Origin of the sequence: Paenarthrobacter sp. NPDC058040, from assembly GCF_042885775.1 — a bacterium.
GTDB lineage: Bacteria > Actinomycetota > Actinomycetes > Actinomycetales > Micrococcaceae > Arthrobacter.
Genome location: NZ_JBHVRN010000008.1, coordinates 290,721 through 306,818 on the forward strand (window position 1 = coordinate 290,721; position 16,098 = coordinate 306,818).

Below are 16,098 nucleotides of genomic sequence, written 5' to 3' on the forward strand. Positions count from 1 at the left end.
CATGGAAATTCGAAGACGTTTTCGACTAGCATTGTGGGGTGCCCAAAGCCTTAGCTGAAGATACAGCCGTCCATGCCCTGAACCCTGTTTCGGTCGCGCCCGACGCCAAACCCGTCCGCCCGGATCTCTCCCGGCTGGTGGTCAAGGGGGCGCGCGAACACAACCTGCGCAACGTAGACCTGGACCTCCCCAGGGACGCCATGATCGTCTTCACCGGATTGTCCGGTTCCGGCAAGTCATCACTGGCATTCGACACCATCTTCGCCGAAGGGCAGCGCCGCTACGTTGAGTCCTTGTCCGCGTATGCGCGCCAGTTCCTGGGGCAAGTGGACAAACCTGACGTCGATTTCATCGAAGGCCTTTCGCCTGCCGTCTCCATCGACCAAAAGTCCACCAGCAAGAACCCGCGCTCCACGGTGGGCACCATCACGGAGATCTACGACTACATGCGTTTGCTGTGGGCGCGTGTAGGCAGGCCGCACTGTCCTGTGTGCGGGGAGCCGATCACGCGGCAGACACCGCAGCAAATCGTGGACCAGCTCCTCGAATTGGACAAGGGCACCCGTTTCCAGGTGCTGGCGCCGGTTGTCCGCGGCCGCAAGGGCGAGTTTGTAGACCTTTTCAAGGAGCTCACGGCCAAGGGTTATTCGCGCGCACGCGTCGATGGTGAGCTGGTCCAGCTCAGCGACGCCCCGAAGCTCGGCAAGCAGTTCAAGCACACCATCGAAGTGGTGGTGGACCGTCTGGTGGTCAAGGAAGACATCGGCCAGCGACTCACGGATTCCGTGGAGACTGCCCTGGGACTCGCCGAGGGCCGCGTCCTGGTGGAATTCGTGGACCTCGATGCCGACGATCCCGCACGCATCCGGGCTTTCTCGGAGAACCTGGCCTGCCCCAATGAGCACCCCCTGGCCATCGATGAGATCGAGCCCCGGTCCTTCTCCTTCAACAACCCCTTTGGCGCATGCTCTGCCTGCAGCGGCATCGGCACCAGGCTTGAGGTGGACGAGGAACTGATCGTTCCCAACCCGGAGCTTTCCCTGGGCGAGGGCGCCATCGCACCCTGGTCGCTGGGCACGGCAACCACCGAGTACTGGAACCGTCTCCTTGAAGGGCTGGCCCTGGAGCTCGGGTTCTCCATGGACACCTCGTGGGAGAAGCTCCCCAAGGATGTCCGGAACACCGTGCTTCACGGCAAGGACCATAAAGTCGTGGTGCAGTACCGCAACCGCTTCGGCCGGGAACGCAAGTACAGCACCGGCTTCGAAGGCGCCATCCAGTATGTCCACCGCAAGCATGGCGAAACCGACTCCGACTGGGCACGTGACCGGTACGAGGAATACATGCGGCAGGTGCCTTGCCCCGAATGCAATGGAGCCCGCCTCAACCCGGCGTCGCTCTCCGTCCTCATCAACGGAAAGTCCATCGCCCAGGTTGCGGCCCTCCCCATGCGGGAGTGCGCGGCTTTCCTTGGCAGCCTGACATTGACGGACCGCGAGGCCCAGATCGCCCACCAGGTGTTGAAGGAGATCCAGGCCCGCCTGACGTTCCTCCTGGACGTCGGCTTGGAGTACCTGAACCTGGAACGTCCTTCCGGCACCCTGTCCGGCGGCGAAGCGCAGCGTATCCGTTTGGCAACCCAGATCGGTTCCGGACTGGTGGGCGTGCTGTATGTCCTGGACGAACCCTCCATTGGCCTGCACCAGCGGGACAACCGCCGCCTCATCGAAACGTTGACCCGTCTCCGCGACCTCGGCAACACCCTCATCGTGGTTGAACACGATGAGGACACCATCCATGAGGCCGACTGGGTGGTGGACATCGGACCTGGAGCCGGCGAGCACGGTGGCCAAGTGGTCCACTCCGGCACGTACAAGGAACTCCTTGCCAACACGGACTCCTTGACCGGTGACTACTTGTCCGGGCGCCGGAAGATCGATGTTCCCGCCAAGCGCCGCAAGTACGACAAGAAGCGTGAGCTGAAGGTCGTGGGCGCAAGGGAAAACAACCTCAACAATGTTGACGCCACGTTCCCGTTGGGCCTGTTCACGGCGGTGACCGGCGTCAGCGGTTCGGGCAAGTCAACGCTGGTCAATGAGATCCTGTACAAGGTCCTGGCCAACAAGCTCAACGGTGCCAAGCAAGTGGCAGGCCGCCACCGTACGGTCAACGGACTCGAACACCTGGACAAGGTGGTACACGTCGATCAAAGCCCCATTGGCCGTACGCCACGCTCAAACCCGGCAACGTACACGGGTGTGTTCGACAACATCCGGAAGCTGTTCGCCGAGACCACCGAAGCCAAGGTCCGGGGCTACCTGCCGGGGCGGTTCTCCTTCAACGTGAAGGGCGGCCGCTGCGAAGCCTGCTCGGGTGACGGAACGCTGAAGATTGAAATGAACTTCCTGCCGGACGTCTACGTTCCCTGCGAGGTGTGCCACGGCGCGCGCTACAACCGGGAAACCCTCGAGGTCCACTACAAGGGCAAGACCATCGCCGATGTGCTCAACATGCCCATCGAGGAAGCCGCGGAGTTCTTCGCGGCCTTCACTCCGATCGCGCGCCACCTGAATACACTCGTGGACGTCGGGCTTGGCTATGTCCGCCTTGGCCAACCGGCAACAACCCTCTCCGGTGGCGAGGCCCAGCGCGTGAAGCTGGCGGCAGAGCTCCAGAAGCGTTCGAACGGCCGCAGCATCTACGTTCTGGATGAACCCACCACGGGCCTGCACTTCGAGGACATCCGCAAGCTCCTGATGGTGCTCCAGGGCCTGGTGGACAAGGGCAATACGGTGATCACCATCGAGCACAACCTCGATGTCATCAAGTCTGCCGACTGGATCGTTGACTTGGGTCCAAACGGAGGCTCGGGCGGTGGTCGGATCGTGGCTTCCGGAACTCCGGAACAGGTGGCAAAGTCCACCGAGAGCCACACGGCGAAGTTCCTGGCCGAGATTCTGGGTTAACCGCTCTTCACTACAGCAGAAGTATTCCAGTAGCGGCATGCGAGTTTCGGGCATGCCGCTACTTGTGGGAAACTAACCCGGTGACTCAAACAAAGGTGCCCGTAATATTCGATCTGGACGGCACCCTTGTCGATCCAGCCGGCGGTATCACTGGGGGCATTTCCGCGGCACTGCGCGAAATGGGCCTCCCGGTCCCGGAACAGGCTGTACTGAATTCAATGGTGGGGCCCAAGCTGAGCGATTCGATGCTGCACTTGGCGAATGTTCCGGCCGAACTGGTGGATGAATCCATAGAGCGCTACCGCAGGCATTACCGCGAGTCCGGAATTGCGCAGAGCACGTTGTATCCCGGAATCTTCGATCTCCTGGAATTCTTTACCGAATCGGGCCGTTCGGTTGCTGTGGCCACCCAAAAGCCCCAAGGGATTGCGCGCATCGTCCTGGAGCATCACGGAATTGCCGACTTCTTCGTAGCCATTTGCGGCGCTTCGGATGACGAATCCCTGGGCGCGAACACGGCTCCGGGGAAGGTCGAAATCGTGGGGGCGGCGTTGGAGCAGCTCCACTCGCAGCCTGCCGTCATGGTGGGAGACCGGCATCAGGACGTGGCCGGTGCAATGGCCAATGGTCTCGACTGCATTGGTGTGCGGTGGGGTTTCGCGTCAGAGGGTGAGTTGGAAGAAGCCGGCGCAGTGGCAGTGGTGGACGACGCGGCCGGGCTGCGCAGCAAAATCGAAGAACTTGACGCTGTCCGTGCGGCGGCCCTGAGCGAGGTACATAACGATGGCAGTCTTTGATGCGATCCGGTGGACTACACGTGGCCTGATTTCCACCACGTGCCGCCCCACGGTGATCGGCCTCGAGAATGTGCCCAAGGAAGGGCCGTTCATTGTTGCGCCCAACCATCTTTCCTTCCTGGACAGTGTGATCGTCCAGGCACTCATGCCGCGCCCCGTGGCGTTCTTCGCGAAAGCCGAGTACTTCACCACCAAGGGCGTCAAGGGTGCCGTGATGAAGTCGTTCTTCGAAGCAGTCGGGTCCATCCCTGTGGAGCGTGGCGAACAGGCCGCGAGCGTGCAGGCGCTCAAGACCCTGTTGGACATCCTTGAGGCGGGCAAGGGCATCGGCATCTACCCGGAGGGCACGCGGTCCCGGGATGGCATCCTCTACCGCGGCAGGACGGGTGTTGGCTGGCTGGCTCTGACAACCGGGGCACCGGTCATCCCGGTCGGACTGATCGGAACGGAGAAGCTGCAGCCCGCGGACAAGAACGCCGTCCGGCCGCAGCACTTCACCATGAAGGTGGGTGAGCCGCTGTACTTCGACAAGACCGGCCCTGACCATTCCCTGCCTGCCAGGCGTGAAGTCACTGACCGGATCATGGACGCCATTGCTGCCCTCAGTGGACAGGAGCGTTCCACCAGCTACAACCAGAGCAAGGTTGTGGAGTAGCCGCGCTTGGCGTTTGCTGTCGGTGCCGTTCACTAGACTTGAACCGTGGCACATCCAGCAAGTTACCGTCCGCAAACGGGCGAAATTCCCACCACCCCGGGCGTCTACAGGTTCCGCGACCCGCATGGCCGCGTGATCTATGTCGGCAAGGCAAAGAACCTTCGCTCCAGGCTCAACTCCTACTTCGCCAACCCCGCAGGCCTGCTCCCCAAGACCCACGCCATGGTCCATGCCGCGAGCAGCGTGGAGTGGACGGTGGTGGGCAGCGAGCTCGAGTCGTTGCAGTTGGAATACACCTGGATCAAGGAATTCAAGCCACGCTTCAACGTGGTTTTCCGGGACGACAAGACGTACCCGTACCTGGCCGTCACCATGGGGGAGAAGTACCCTCGGGTCCAGGTGATGCGTGGTGAGCGGCGGAAGGGCACGCGTTATTTCGGCCCGTATACTGCCGGAGCCATCCGCGAAACCATGGACACGCTGCTCAGGGTCTTTCCAGTCCGCAGTTGCAGTGCGGGCGTCTTCAAGCGTGCTGAGGCCAGCGGACGGCCGTGCCTCCTGGGGTACATCGACAAATGCTCGGCTCCCTGCGTTGGCCGGGTGACTCCGGACCAACATCGTGCCCTGGCGGAGGATTTCTGCTCGTTCATGGGCGGTGAGGCCAAGCGCTTCATCAGCAGGCTGGAAAAGGATATGGCAGCCGCCGTCGCTGAACTTGATTACGAACGCGCAGCAGGCCTCAGGGACGACATCATCGCCCTGCGCAAGGTTTTCGAACGCAATGCCGTGGTCCTCGCCGAGGATACGGATGCCGATGTCTTCGCCCTGCATGACGACGAACTGGAGGCCTCCGTCCAGGTCTTCCACGTGCGCGGGGGACGGGTCCGGGGACAGCGTGGCTGGGTGGTTGAGAAGGTGGAAGATGCCACCACGCCCGAGCTCATAGAGCACTTGCTGCAGCAGGTGTATGGCGAGGACAGCGAGGTCCAGGGACGCATCCCACGCGAGGTCCTGGTGCCGGAGAACCCCAGCAACCACGCCGAGTTGGCCGAATGGCTCGGTGGACTGCGCGGCGCCAGGGTGGACATCCGGGTTCCCCAACGCGGGGACAAAGCCGCGCTCATGTCCACGGTCCGGGAGAACGCGGAGCAGGCACTCAAACTCCACAAGACCAGGCGGGCAGGAGACATCACTGTGCGCTCCCTGGCACTCCAGGAGTTGCAGGAGGCCCTGGAGCTTCCGGTGCCGCTGCTTCGCATCGAGTGCTTTGATATCTCGCACGTACAGGGCACCAACGTGGTGGCCTCCATGGTGGTGGTGGAGGACGGGCTGCCCAAGAAGTCGGACTACCGGAAGTTCTCCATCACCGGACCCGCTGCTGCCGATGACACCGCTGCCATGCACGACGTCCTGACGCGCCGGTTCAGGCATTACCTGAACGACAAAGCTGCCCAGGTCCCGGTCTCCGGTGAAATCGTCAACCCGACGCAGGCTGCCACGAAGACCCCAACGGACGCATCGCCGTCGGACCCCACGTTGCCGGCGCCCAAGGCGAAGTTCGCGTACCCACCCAACCTGGTGGTGGTGGACGGTGGACAACCGCAGGTCAATGCGGCAGCCCGTGCACTCGCGGAACTGGGAATCGAGGACGTTTACGTCGTGGGCCTGGCCAAACGGCTCGAAGAAGTATGGCTGCCGGACAGCGACTTCCCGGTGATCCTTCCCAGGACGTCCCAGGGGTTGTACCTCCTCCAGCGCATCCGCGACGAAGCCCACCGTTTCGCCATCACGTTCCACCGGCAGAAGCGAGGCAAGGCCATGACGGTCTCCGCCTTGGACGGCGTTCCCGGCTTGGGCGAAGCGAAGCGCAAGGCACTCGTGGCCCACTTCGGTTCGCTCAAGAAGATCAAAGCCGCCAGCGTGGAAGAACTGACCTCGGCCAAGGGCATCGGGCCTGCTCTCGCGGCGGCGGTGGCCCAGCACCTCGGTTCGGGAGAAAACGCAGGTGAGGCCGCCCCGGCCATCAACATGACCACCGGCGAAATCCTTGAATCTTAGCTAGGGTAAGAACTTGACCGGTGGCCGCTGACGCGATGCCGCCGGTGGGCGTGCTTGCCTCCGGGCAGCGCCATGGACGGACTGACGACTTCCGAGGAACGGGGACCACTGATGGACGAGGCAACGCCAGGATCCGGCGCGGAGCAGGACGGCATGACGCCCGTCAAGCCACCGGAGGCGGAACTGCTGGTGGTGACCGGCATGTCCGGCGCGGGCCGCAGTACCGCATCGGATGCCTTGGAGGATCACGGCTGGTACGTCGTGGACAACCTGCCGCCGCAGATGCTCGGTACCTTGGCAGAGATCGTCTCGCATGCCCCGAAGTCGATTCCCAAGCTGGCCGTCGTCGTGGACGTTCGCAGCAAGGACCTGTTCACGGACATCCAGTCCGCTCTAGGCGCCCTGAGTGCCACCGGGATTACCTTCCGGGTGCTGTTCCTGGACGCGAGCGACGACGTCCTGGTCCGCCGCTTCGAGCAGGGCCGCCGTCCCCACCCCTTGCAAGGCGGAGGCCGCATCCTCGACGGCATCGGCATCGAGCGGGAGGTTCTCCGGGAACTTCGCGAGCACGCCGACGTCGTCCTGGATACCACTGACTACAACGTCCATGGCCTGGCAACTGCCATCACGGAGCTGTTCAGCGACACCGGCCCCGTGACGTTGCGGCTTAACGTCATGAGCTTCGGCTTCAAGTACGGCCTGCCGGTTGACGCGAACTTCGTGGCTGACGCCCGTTTCATCCCCAACCCGCACTGGGTACCGCAACTGCGCCCGCACACCGGCCTTGACCAGGACGTCAGCGACTACGTGCTGGCAGCCAGCGGGGTCCACGAGTTCGTTGACCGGTACGTCAGTGCCCTGGAGCCGGTGCTCGACGGATACCGCCAGGAAAACAAGCACTACGCCACCTTGGCGGTTGGCTGCACCGGGGGGAAGCACCGTTCGGTGGCTGTCGCCGTCGAACTTTCCAAACGGCTCGCGCAATATCCCCGGGTCACCGTCACCACCACGCACCGCGACCTGGGGCGCGAGTAGATGGGCGTCCTGACCGGCCCACTGCCGCTGATTCCGCCCAAGGGCGTTCCCGGCAGCCAACAGCACAAGAGTCCGTCGGTAGTGGCCCTCGGGGGAGGCCACGGCCTCGCAGCCTCCCTGTCGGCACTTCGCCTGTTGACCTCCGAGCTGACCGCGATCGTGACGGTAGCGGACGACGGCGGTTCCTCCGGGCGCCTCCGCGACGAGTACGGCGTCCTGCCGCCCGGTGATTTGCGCATGGCACTGAGCGCCCTCTGCGACGACACAGACTGGGGCAGAACGTGGCGCGACGTGATGCAGCACCGCTTCAACGCGGGCACTGCCAAGGGTGGTTCGCTGGACCACCACGCCATGGGCAACCTGTTGATCGTGACGCTCTGGGAATTGCTGGGAGATACGGTTGCCGGGCTGAAATGGGCGGGGGCCCTGCTGGGCGCCCGCGGGCAGGTCCTGCCCATGTCCAGCGTGCCATTGACCATTGAAGGCCAGGCCCGGGTAGAGCTGCCCGACGGTGGACACGAACTCCAAACCGTCCGCGGACAAGCCAAGTGCGCCGTTGCCGGGAAACTCGAGGACGTTCAACTCCTGCCGGGCGATGCCCCGGCTTGCACTGAGGCGCTGACGGCGATCGAACTGGCCGACTGGGTGATCCTGGGGCCGGGATCCTGGTACACCTCCGTGCTTCCCCATCTCCTGCTCCCGGAACTGCGCCAGGCCCTCGGCGAAACGACGGCAAAGCGCTGCCTGACCATGAACCTGGACGTGGAAACGAAAGAAACTTCGGGCATGACAGCGGCGGACCACCTCGACGTGCTGCGCCGCTATGCCCCGGAGTTCAGTGTGGACGTCGTCCTGGCCGACCCCACGGCCATCCAGGACCTCAAGGCTTTCGAGAAGGCCGCGGGGATGATCGGGGCGGAAGTGGTGTTGGGTAGAGTAGGGGCGTCGAGGCGCCGCCCCGTCCACGATCCACTGCTCCTGGCAGCGGCCTACCACGATATTTTTGGGAACAGTTAGGAACACATACGCGATGGCACTTACCGCGTCGGTCAAGGACGAGCTGTCCCGGCTGGACATCAAGAAGTCCTCAGTCCGCAAAGCCGAAGTTTCGGCCATGCTCCGGTTCGCCGGCGGCCTGCACATCATCTCGGGACGGATCGTCATCGAGGCCGAGGTGGACCTGGCATCCACCGCCAGGCGGCTCCGGGCGGCCATTGCCGAGGTTTACGGCCACCAGAGCGAGATCATCGTCGTTTCCGGGGGCGGGCTTCGGCGCGGGAGCCGCTACGTGGTCCGTGTGGTCCGCGACGGCGAAGCCCTGGCCCGTCAGACCGGTTTGCTGGACGGGCGCGGCCGGCCCGTGAGGGGACTGCCCTCCGTCGTGGTGAACGGTTCCGCGGCCGACGCCGAAGCCGTCTGGCGTGGAGCCTTCCTTGCCCACGGTTCCCTCACCGAGCCGGGCCGCTCATCCTCCCTCGAAGTCACCTGCCCCGGACCGGAATCGGCGCTGGCCCTGGTTGGCGCGGCGAGACGCCTCGGCATCCAGGCCAAGGCACGCGAAGTGCGCGGCGTTGACCGCGTGGTCATCCGGGATGGTGACACTATTGCAGCCCTCCTGACCCGTATGGGCGCCCACGATGCCTTGATGGTCTGGGAAGAGCGCCGCATGCGCAAGGAGGTGCGGGCGACGGCGAACAGGCTCGCGAACTTCGACGACGCGAACCTGCGACGCTCTGCGCAAGCCGCTGTCGCTGCCGGTGCCAGGGTGGACCGTGCCCTGGAGATTCTGGGCGACGACGTTCCGGACCACCTTAAGTACGCGGGGGAGTTACGCGTTGCGCATAAGCAGGCCAGCCTGGACGAGCTCGGCCGCCTGGCCGATCCACCCATGACCAAGGACGCCATTGCCGGACGTATCCGCCGTTTGCTGGCCATGGCGGACAAGCGCGCTTTGGATTTGGGAATTCCGGGTACGGAAGCAAATGTGACTCCCGAAATGATGGACGAGTAGGTCACGCCCCTAGAATCGACAGGGTGCGGAGGAAATACTGCGGAGCCCCCGCGGGTTGACGCCCGGTGGAGGCTCCTACAGGCTTCTTCGCCAGAGATTTCCGGCCGCCCAGCCGGTCGGATGAACACAACGAGAGTTACCAAACCGGACTTCGGTCCATGACATTGGAGGATTTCGTGACAGAGTACGTTCTGCCCGAGCTCGGCTACGACTACGCAGCACTCGAACCGCACATTTCGGCAAAGATCATGGAGCTGCACCACAGCAAGCACCACGCTGCCTACGTGGCCGGCGCGAACAACGCCCTTGCCCAGCTGGCCGAAGCCCGCGAAAAGGGCGACTACGCCAACATCAACCGCCTCTCCAAGGACCTCGCGTTCCACACCGGTGGCCACATCAACCACTCCGTCTTCTGGAACAACATCTCCCCGGACGGCGGCGACAAGCCTGAAGGCGAACTGGCAGCTGCAATCGACGACGCCTTCGGCTCCTTCGATGCTTTCCGCGCGCAGTTCAGCGCTGCGGCTCTGGGCCTCCAGGGCTCAGGCTGGGCATTCCTCGCCTACGAGCCCATTGGCGGCAACCTCCTCATCGAACAGCTCTACGACCAGCAGGGCAACGTTGCCGTTGGCACCACCCCGCTGCTCATGCTCGACATGTGGGAGCACGCCTTCTACCTGGACTACGTCAACGTCAAGGCCGACTACGTCAAGGCATTCTGGAACATCGCCAACTGGGCAGATGTAGCCAAGCGTTTCGAAGCAGCACGCGCGAACGCCACGGGCCTCATCGTCCTTTAGCTGGTGAGCCTCGGTTGACGAAAATGTAACAAAAGTCACCTTTTTAGTGAATTAGGGCCAAATGCTGAAATGCCTGCCCCCGCAGTTGCGGGGGCAGGCTTAGTTAAACGTAAGATGGGTCACGGAAGGCGGTTAGCCTTCAGCAACGTGGCTGGTCGCCCTCCGATCTGATAATCACCTCTGCCCAATGACGTGCGGGGTCTGTTGGTTGGACCTCAAATCCAACTCACGAGGCGTGCTTGCAAGAGCACCAAGGAGATTGACAAACAGTGACCACCCGAATTGGTATCAACGGCTTCGGCCGCATCGGCCGCAACTACTTCCGCGCAGCGCTGGCCCAGGGCGCAGACCTTGAGATCGTCGCCGTCAACGACCTCACCAGCCCTGAGACCCTTGCCCACCTTCTGAAGTACGACTCCGTCGGTGGCCGCCTGACCCAGTCGGTGGAAGTTGTGGACGGCAACATCGTCGTCGACGGCAAGTCCATCAAGGTACTCGCAGAGCGCGATCCCGCCAACCTTCCCTGGGCCGACCTCGGCGTAGACATCGTCATCGAGTCCACGGGCTTCTTCACCAAGGCCGCGGCAGCGCAGAAGCACATCGACGCCGGCGCCAAGAAGGTCCTGATCTCCGCACCCGCGAGCGACGAGGACATCACGATCGTCATGGGCGTCAACGACTCCCTGTACGACCCCGCAGCGCACAACATCATTTCCAACGCTTCCTGCACCACCAACTGCCTCGGCCCGCTGGCCAAGGTGGTCAACGACGCCTTCGGCATCGAGCGTGGCCTCATGACCACGGTCCACGCCTACACCGCGGACCAGAACCTTCAGGACGGCCCCCACGGCGACCTCCGCCGCGCCCGTGCTGCTGCGATCAACATGGTGCCCACCTCCACCGGTGCTGCAAAGGCCATCGGCCTGGTCCTGCCGGAGCTCAAGGGCAAGCTCGACGGTTACGCCATCCGCGTTCCGGTCCCCACCGGTTCCGCTACGGACCTCACCGTCACCGTTTCCCGCGAAGTCACCGTCGAGGAAGTCAACGCTGCCGTGAAGGCTGCCGCCGAGTCCGAGCAGTGGGCTGGCATCCTGAGCTACACGGACGCCCCGATCGTCTCCTCCGACATCGTCGGCGACCCCGCGTCGTCGATCTTCGACTCCGGACTGACCAAGGTCATCGGCAACCAGGTCAAGGTTGTTTCCTGGTATGACAACGAGTGGGGCTACTCCAACCGCCTCGTCGACCTCACGGAGCTCGTCGCATCCAAGCTGGGCTAGGGTAGACACATGACATCTCACACCCTCAACGAACTCATCGCTGAAGGTGTCCGCGGGCGGTACATTCTGGTCAGAAGTGACCTCAATGTGCCGCTCGACGGCTCTACAGTGACCGACGACGGCCGCATCAAGGCCTCCCTTCCGGTCCTCAAGAAGCTCTCGGACGCCGGTGCCCGTGTGCTCGTAACCGCCCACCTCGGCCGCCCCAAGGGTGCCCCCGAGGAAAAGTACTCCCTGAAGCCTGCAGCAGCCCGTCTCGCGGAACTGGCAGACTTCAAGGTGACGTTGGCCGACGATACCGTTGGCGGGTCCGCCAAGGCCCTCGCAGCCGACCTTCAGGACGGCGAAGCCCTGATCCTGGAGAACGTCCGCTTCGACGCCCGCGAAACCAGCAAGGACGACGCCGAACGCGGCGCCTTCGCTGATGAGCTGGTGGCCCTGACCGCAGACAACGGCGCCTTCGTGGACGATGCTTTCGGGGCAGTGCACCGCAAGCATGCCAGCGTCTACGACGTCGCCACGCGCCTGCCGTCCTACCTGGGTGACCTCGTCCACACCGAAGTCGAAGTACTCCGCAAGCTCACCACGGACACTCAGCGGCCGTATGTGGTTGTCCTTGGCGGTTCAAAGGTCTCCGACAAGCTGGCGGTCATCGACAACCTCCTGGGCAAGGCCGACACCATCCTGGTGGGAGGCGGCATGCTGTTCACCTTCCTCGCGGCGGCCGGACACAAGGTAGCGGGCAGCCTCCTCGAAGAGGACCAGATTCCCGTGGTCCAGGATTACCTCAAGCGCGCCGCTGACGCCGGCACCTCCTTCGTCATTCCCACCGACGTGGTGGTTGCCAGCCGCTTTGCGGCAGATGCCGAGCACGAGGTGGTCAAGGCCGACGCCATCGAAGAAAGCTCCTATGGAACGTCTGGCATCGGACTGGACATTGGACCTGAGACCGCTTCGGCCTTTGCCGCCCAAATCGAAGGGGCAAAGACCGTTTTCTGGAACGGCCCCATGGGCGTGTTCGAATTCGAGGCCTTCTCCGCCGGAACGCGCGCCATTGCACAGGCCCTGACGGATTCCGTCGCCTTCAGTGTGGTTGGCGGTGGCGATTCAGCCGCCGCGGTCCGCACCCTCGGCTTCGACGATTCGCAGTTCGGCCACATTTCCACCGGTGGCGGTGCCAGCCTTGAGTACCTGGAGGGCAAGGACCTTCCCGGACTCAGCGTCCTGGACCGCTAAACACAGCAACCGGCCGGCGGGACGCCTTCGCGTTCCGCCGGCCGTCCACATTTCAACGCATCCCTTTGGAGTTCACGTGACTACCTCTGCCAACGGCAATTTTGTCCGCAAACCCTTTATCGCAGGCAACTGGAAGATGAACTTGGACCACGTCCAGGGCATCACGTTGCTGCAGAAGCTCGCGTGGACCCTTGACGACGCGAAGCATGACTACAACCGCGTGGAAGTAGCCGTCTTCCCGCCGTTCACCGACCTTCGCGGCGTGCAGACGCTCGTCCAGGGTGACGACCTCGATGTCGCCTACGGTGGCCAGGACCTGTCCCAGTTTGACTCGGGTGCCTACACCGGTGATATTTCGGGCCAGTTCCTCAACAAGCTGGGTTGCTCCTATGTCCTTGTGGGGCACAGTGAGCGCCGGACCGTCCACAACGAAACAGACGAGGTCCTCAACGCCAAGGTAAAGGCCGCTTTCCGTCACGAGGTCACCCCCGTCCTCTGTGTCGGCGAAGGACTTGACGTCCGCCAGGCTGGAACGCACGTGGAGCACACGCTTGCACAGCTTCGCTCGGACGTTGAAGGCCTCACGGCTGAGCAGGCCGCCGAACTCGTGGTCGCCTACGAACCTGTCTGGGCCATCGGAACCGGCGAAGTGGCGGGTCCGGAAGACGCCCAGGAAATGTGTGCCGCCATCCGCGCCGAACTCACCGAACTTTTCGATGCTGACGTTGCTGCCAAGACCCGCCTGCTGTACGGCGGTTCCGTCAAGGCCAACAATGCCGCTGCCATTCTGGCCGAGGCAGATGTGGACGGGCTCCTTGTGGGTGGCGCCAGCCTCGACCCGGCGGAGTTTGCTAACATTGTCAGGTTCGAGAGCCACCTCGTCACGGACTAGTCCGGCTCCCGTTTTCCGCTTCTTCGAAAGGCCGTCGTGGACGTTCTTCAAGTTATCCTGCAGATTCTGCTGGGCATCACCAGCCTTCTGCTGACGCTGCTGATTCTCCTGCACAAGGGCCGTGGTGGCGGCTTGTCCGACATGTTCGGTGGTGGCATGAGCTCCGGTTTGAGCTCGTCAGGGGTTGCAGAGCGGAACCTGAACAGGTTCACCATCATCCTAGGTATCACTTGGGGCGTGGTCATCATCGGACTCGGCCTCATCATGCGCTTTACCTCCGGCGGGGATTCCTGAGTCCCTCCGGAAAATTCGTCACGCTATCCTGAACGGCGGCACCAAACACTGGTGCCGCCGTCGTGCACCTGGCATTAGACTGTCGGTGTTGGCCGTCAGGCCCAAGGGCCGTACGGCCGACCACCGAGTCGCTAGGGGTTCGAAATGGTTCATGGCACGCCTGGTTACCGGGGCACCCGTGTGGGAGTGACCCAAGGGTCCGCACCGAGAAATCAAAGCGATCACAGTGACGGAGAGCAGTTGCCGCGTATTCGTGTTCCCTATTGGTGCGCCAAGGGACACGAAACGCGGCTTGTTTTTCTTAAGCTGCCTGACGAGCAGATCCCCAAGACATGGGACTGCCCCAAGTGCGGGCTTCCGGCTTCAAGGGACCCCCTGCACCCGGCCGCTGCCCGCCCTGACGACGAAATCTTCAAGTCGCACCTGGATTACGTTAAAGAAAGACGCTCCAGCCAGGACGCGGAAGTCGTCCTGGCCGGAGCGCTTGAAAGGCTACGCGCCCGCGGGGTCCTTCCGGACCAGTTGCTGCGGGACACGTGAAGCTGCGTTTTCGTCGATAAGCCACAGGGTCCTCGAGCGGCCCACGGGGCCGGCCGCCGGTACCTGTACGGGGTTTGCGCCCGCCAAAGCAAGACCGACGGCGCCGGCCTTGTCTTCTCCGGCCACGACCATCCAGATTTCCTGGGCAGTATTGATGGCCGGCAAGGTCAGGGAAACGCGCGACGGCGGCGGCTTGGGTGAGTTTTCAACGCCCACCACCGTACGGTCCTTGACCCGGATCGCTGCCTGCTCAGGGAACAATGAAGCAACATGCGCATCTGGGCCAACACCCAGCAGCAGGACGTCGAAGCGGGGCAGGTCGCCCGGCTCTTCGGGGCGGTCGTCGGACATATCGGCGGCGTGCTCCGCTTCGGCGGCTGCCCGCAGCTTGGCGGCGTAATCTTCGGCGGCTTCTTCGGCAGTGGCGAAGTCATCCGACGATCCGGGTTCGTGGATTCGCTCGGGATCCACGGGCAGGTGGGCCAAAAGAGCCTCACGGGCCTGCCGGGTGTTCCGGTCCGCACTGTCGCCGGCTACGAATCGTTCGTCGCCCCACCAGAAGTTCACCCGCGACCAGTCAACAGCCGGGGCGGCTGCCGACTCGGCTACTGCCCGTAGGGTACCGATGCCCACGGTCCCACCGGTGAGGACCACCGTGGCTTCGCCGTGCTTGTCCTGGACATCCACAAGCTTGGTGATGAGGCGTGCCGCAATGGCAGCCATCAGCACTTTGGAGTCGGGATGGATGCTTACTCTGGGCTCAGCGTGCACTGGTCTGGACTCTCCTCTGGCTGGTAAGTGGCAGTCCCATCGTAATCACTTCTCCGAAGACTTCGTCCGGGTCCAGCCGGCGGAGTTCTTCGGCGAGGCAGTCCTTGAGGCTGCGCCGCGGCAGGGTGATCCGCTGCGCAGGCTGCCCCGGCTGGGTCAACTCCGCAACGGACAGGCCCGGACGGAACAACTGCACATCGCCGCTTGCGCGGGTGAGCCGGACGCGACGGATGCCGGTCCCGGCGGGGTCGGCCACGATTGTCACCGGTGCCTGCAATGCCAACGTCAGCCACGCAGCCAGCAGGAGTGTGCTGGGGGAGTCCGAGGCACCCTCTACGGCAATTGCCGACACCGGATCGCTGTCCACCTGATCCAGGACGGCGGCGAGTTGGATGCGCCAGTTGGTGAGGCGGGTCCAGGCGAGGTCGGTGTCGCCGGCTTTGTATGTTTGGCGGATGGTGTCGAGGGCTTGGGCGGGGTCGGGTTCGTTGGCGGAGTCGGTGATGCGGCGGTGGGCGATGGCTCCGATGGAGGTTTCGCAGGCTGAGGCGGGGGCGCCGTGGGGCCACCAGGCGACGATGGGCGCGTCGGGCAGGAGGAGCCCGGCGACGAGGGATTCGCTTTCGTGGGCCATTTGTCCGTAGCCGCGCAGCACGATCACTTCGGACGCGCCGGCGTCCCCGCCGACGCGGATTTGCGCGTCGAGCCGGTCCGGGTTGTGGGCTCCGGCGTCGGCCAGGACGATGATCCGGCAGGGGTGTTC

General features: G+C 63.6%; 15 protein-coding genes. 13 read left to right on the plus strand and 2 right to left on the minus strand.

Annotation, left to right across the window (positions count from 1 at the left end):
• The first annotated feature begins 38 nt into the window (after positions 1–38).
• The 13 genes from uvrA to ACFVSJ_RS13695 all read left to right on the plus strand — a co-directional run bounded on the left by uvrA (position 39) and on the right by ACFVSJ_RS13695 (position 14,564).
• The gene (gene uvrA, locus ACFVSJ_RS13635; protein WP_387437329.1) at positions 39–2,966 is read left to right on the plus strand and encodes an excinuclease ABC subunit UvrA; all 2,928 of its coding nucleotides are present in this window, start codon (positions 39–41) and stop codon (positions 2,964–2,966) included.
• A gap of 80 nt (positions 2,967–3,046) precedes the next feature.
• On the plus strand, positions 3,047–3,763 hold the full coding sequence (locus ACFVSJ_RS13640; protein WP_387437330.1) for an HAD hydrolase-like protein: 717 nt from the start codon (positions 3,047–3,049) through the stop codon (positions 3,761–3,763).
• A complete protein-coding gene (locus ACFVSJ_RS13645; RefSeq protein WP_387437331.1) occupies positions 3,750–4,418 on the plus strand; it encodes a lysophospholipid acyltransferase family protein in 669 nt (222 codons plus the stop codon). Before ACFVSJ_RS13640 ends, ACFVSJ_RS13645 begins: the two co-directional genes overlap by 14 nt.
• Before the next feature lie 45 nt (positions 4,419–4,463).
• Positions 4,464–6,476 (plus strand): excinuclease ABC subunit UvrC, encoded by a 2,013-nt coding sequence (gene uvrC, locus ACFVSJ_RS13650; protein WP_387437332.1) that lies wholly within the window; start codon positions 4,464–4,466, stop codon positions 6,474–6,476.
• A 111-nt stretch (positions 6,477–6,587) separates the two neighbouring features.
• Positions 6,588–7,511, plus strand: a complete 924-nt coding sequence (rapZ, locus tag ACFVSJ_RS13655) for an RNase adapter RapZ (protein ID WP_387437333.1) — start codon at positions 6,588–6,590, stop codon at positions 7,509–7,511.
• Complete coding sequence (gene yvcK, locus ACFVSJ_RS13660; RefSeq protein WP_387437334.1) at positions 7,512–8,528, plus strand: uridine diphosphate-N-acetylglucosamine-binding protein YvcK; 1,017 nt, start codon at positions 7,512–7,514, stop codon at positions 8,526–8,528.
• A 13-nt stretch (positions 8,529–8,541) separates the two neighbouring features.
• Positions 8,542–9,522: a DNA-binding protein WhiA gene (whiA, locus tag ACFVSJ_RS13665; RefSeq protein WP_018777554.1), complete on the plus strand. Its 981-nt coding sequence runs from the start codon at positions 8,542–8,544 to the stop codon at positions 9,520–9,522.
• A gap of 176 nt (positions 9,523–9,698) precedes the next feature.
• A complete protein-coding gene (locus ACFVSJ_RS13670; RefSeq protein WP_387437335.1) occupies positions 9,699–10,322 on the plus strand; it encodes a superoxide dismutase in 624 nt (207 codons plus the stop codon).
• Between the two features lie 269 nt (positions 10,323–10,591).
• The gene (gene gap / locus ACFVSJ_RS13675) at positions 10,592–11,602 is read left to right on the plus strand and encodes a type I glyceraldehyde-3-phosphate dehydrogenase (protein WP_387437336.1); all 1,011 of its coding nucleotides are present in this window, start codon (positions 10,592–10,594) and stop codon (positions 11,600–11,602) included.
• 9 nt (positions 11,603–11,611) lie between these two features.
• Positions 11,612–12,838: a phosphoglycerate kinase gene (locus ACFVSJ_RS13680; RefSeq protein ID WP_387437337.1), complete on the plus strand. Its 1,227-nt coding sequence runs from the start codon at positions 11,612–11,614 to the stop codon at positions 12,836–12,838.
• Positions 12,839–12,914: 76 nt separating this feature from the next.
• On the plus strand, positions 12,915–13,730 hold the full coding sequence (gene tpiA, locus ACFVSJ_RS13685) for a triose-phosphate isomerase (RefSeq protein WP_387437338.1): 816 nt from the start codon (positions 12,915–12,917) through the stop codon (positions 13,728–13,730).
• Between the two features lie 36 nt (positions 13,731–13,766).
• On the plus strand, positions 13,767–14,024 hold the full coding sequence (gene secG, locus ACFVSJ_RS13690; RefSeq protein ID WP_017198454.1) for a preprotein translocase subunit SecG: 258 nt from the start codon (positions 13,767–13,769) through the stop codon (positions 14,022–14,024).
• A gap of 144 nt (positions 14,025–14,168) precedes the next feature.
• Positions 14,169–14,564, plus strand: coding sequence for an RNA polymerase-binding protein RbpA (locus tag ACFVSJ_RS13695; protein WP_387437339.1), 396 nt, complete (start codon positions 14,169–14,171; stop codon positions 14,562–14,564).
• Here the strand turns inward: ACFVSJ_RS13695 and pgl are convergent.
• Together pgl and ACFVSJ_RS13705 are read right to left on the minus strand one after the other, a co-directional pair.
• Positions 14,517–15,335, minus strand: coding sequence for a 6-phosphogluconolactonase (gene pgl / locus ACFVSJ_RS13700; RefSeq protein ID WP_387437341.1), 819 nt, complete (start codon positions 15,333–15,335; stop codon positions 14,517–14,519). The two genes, ACFVSJ_RS13695 and pgl, sit on opposite strands and share 48 nt — an antisense overlap.
• The coding region (locus ACFVSJ_RS13705) for a glucose-6-phosphate dehydrogenase assembly protein OpcA (RefSeq protein WP_387437342.1) at positions 15,325–16,098 on the minus strand (774 nt) is incomplete at its 5' end. The genes pgl and ACFVSJ_RS13705, both read right to left, overlap by 11 nt.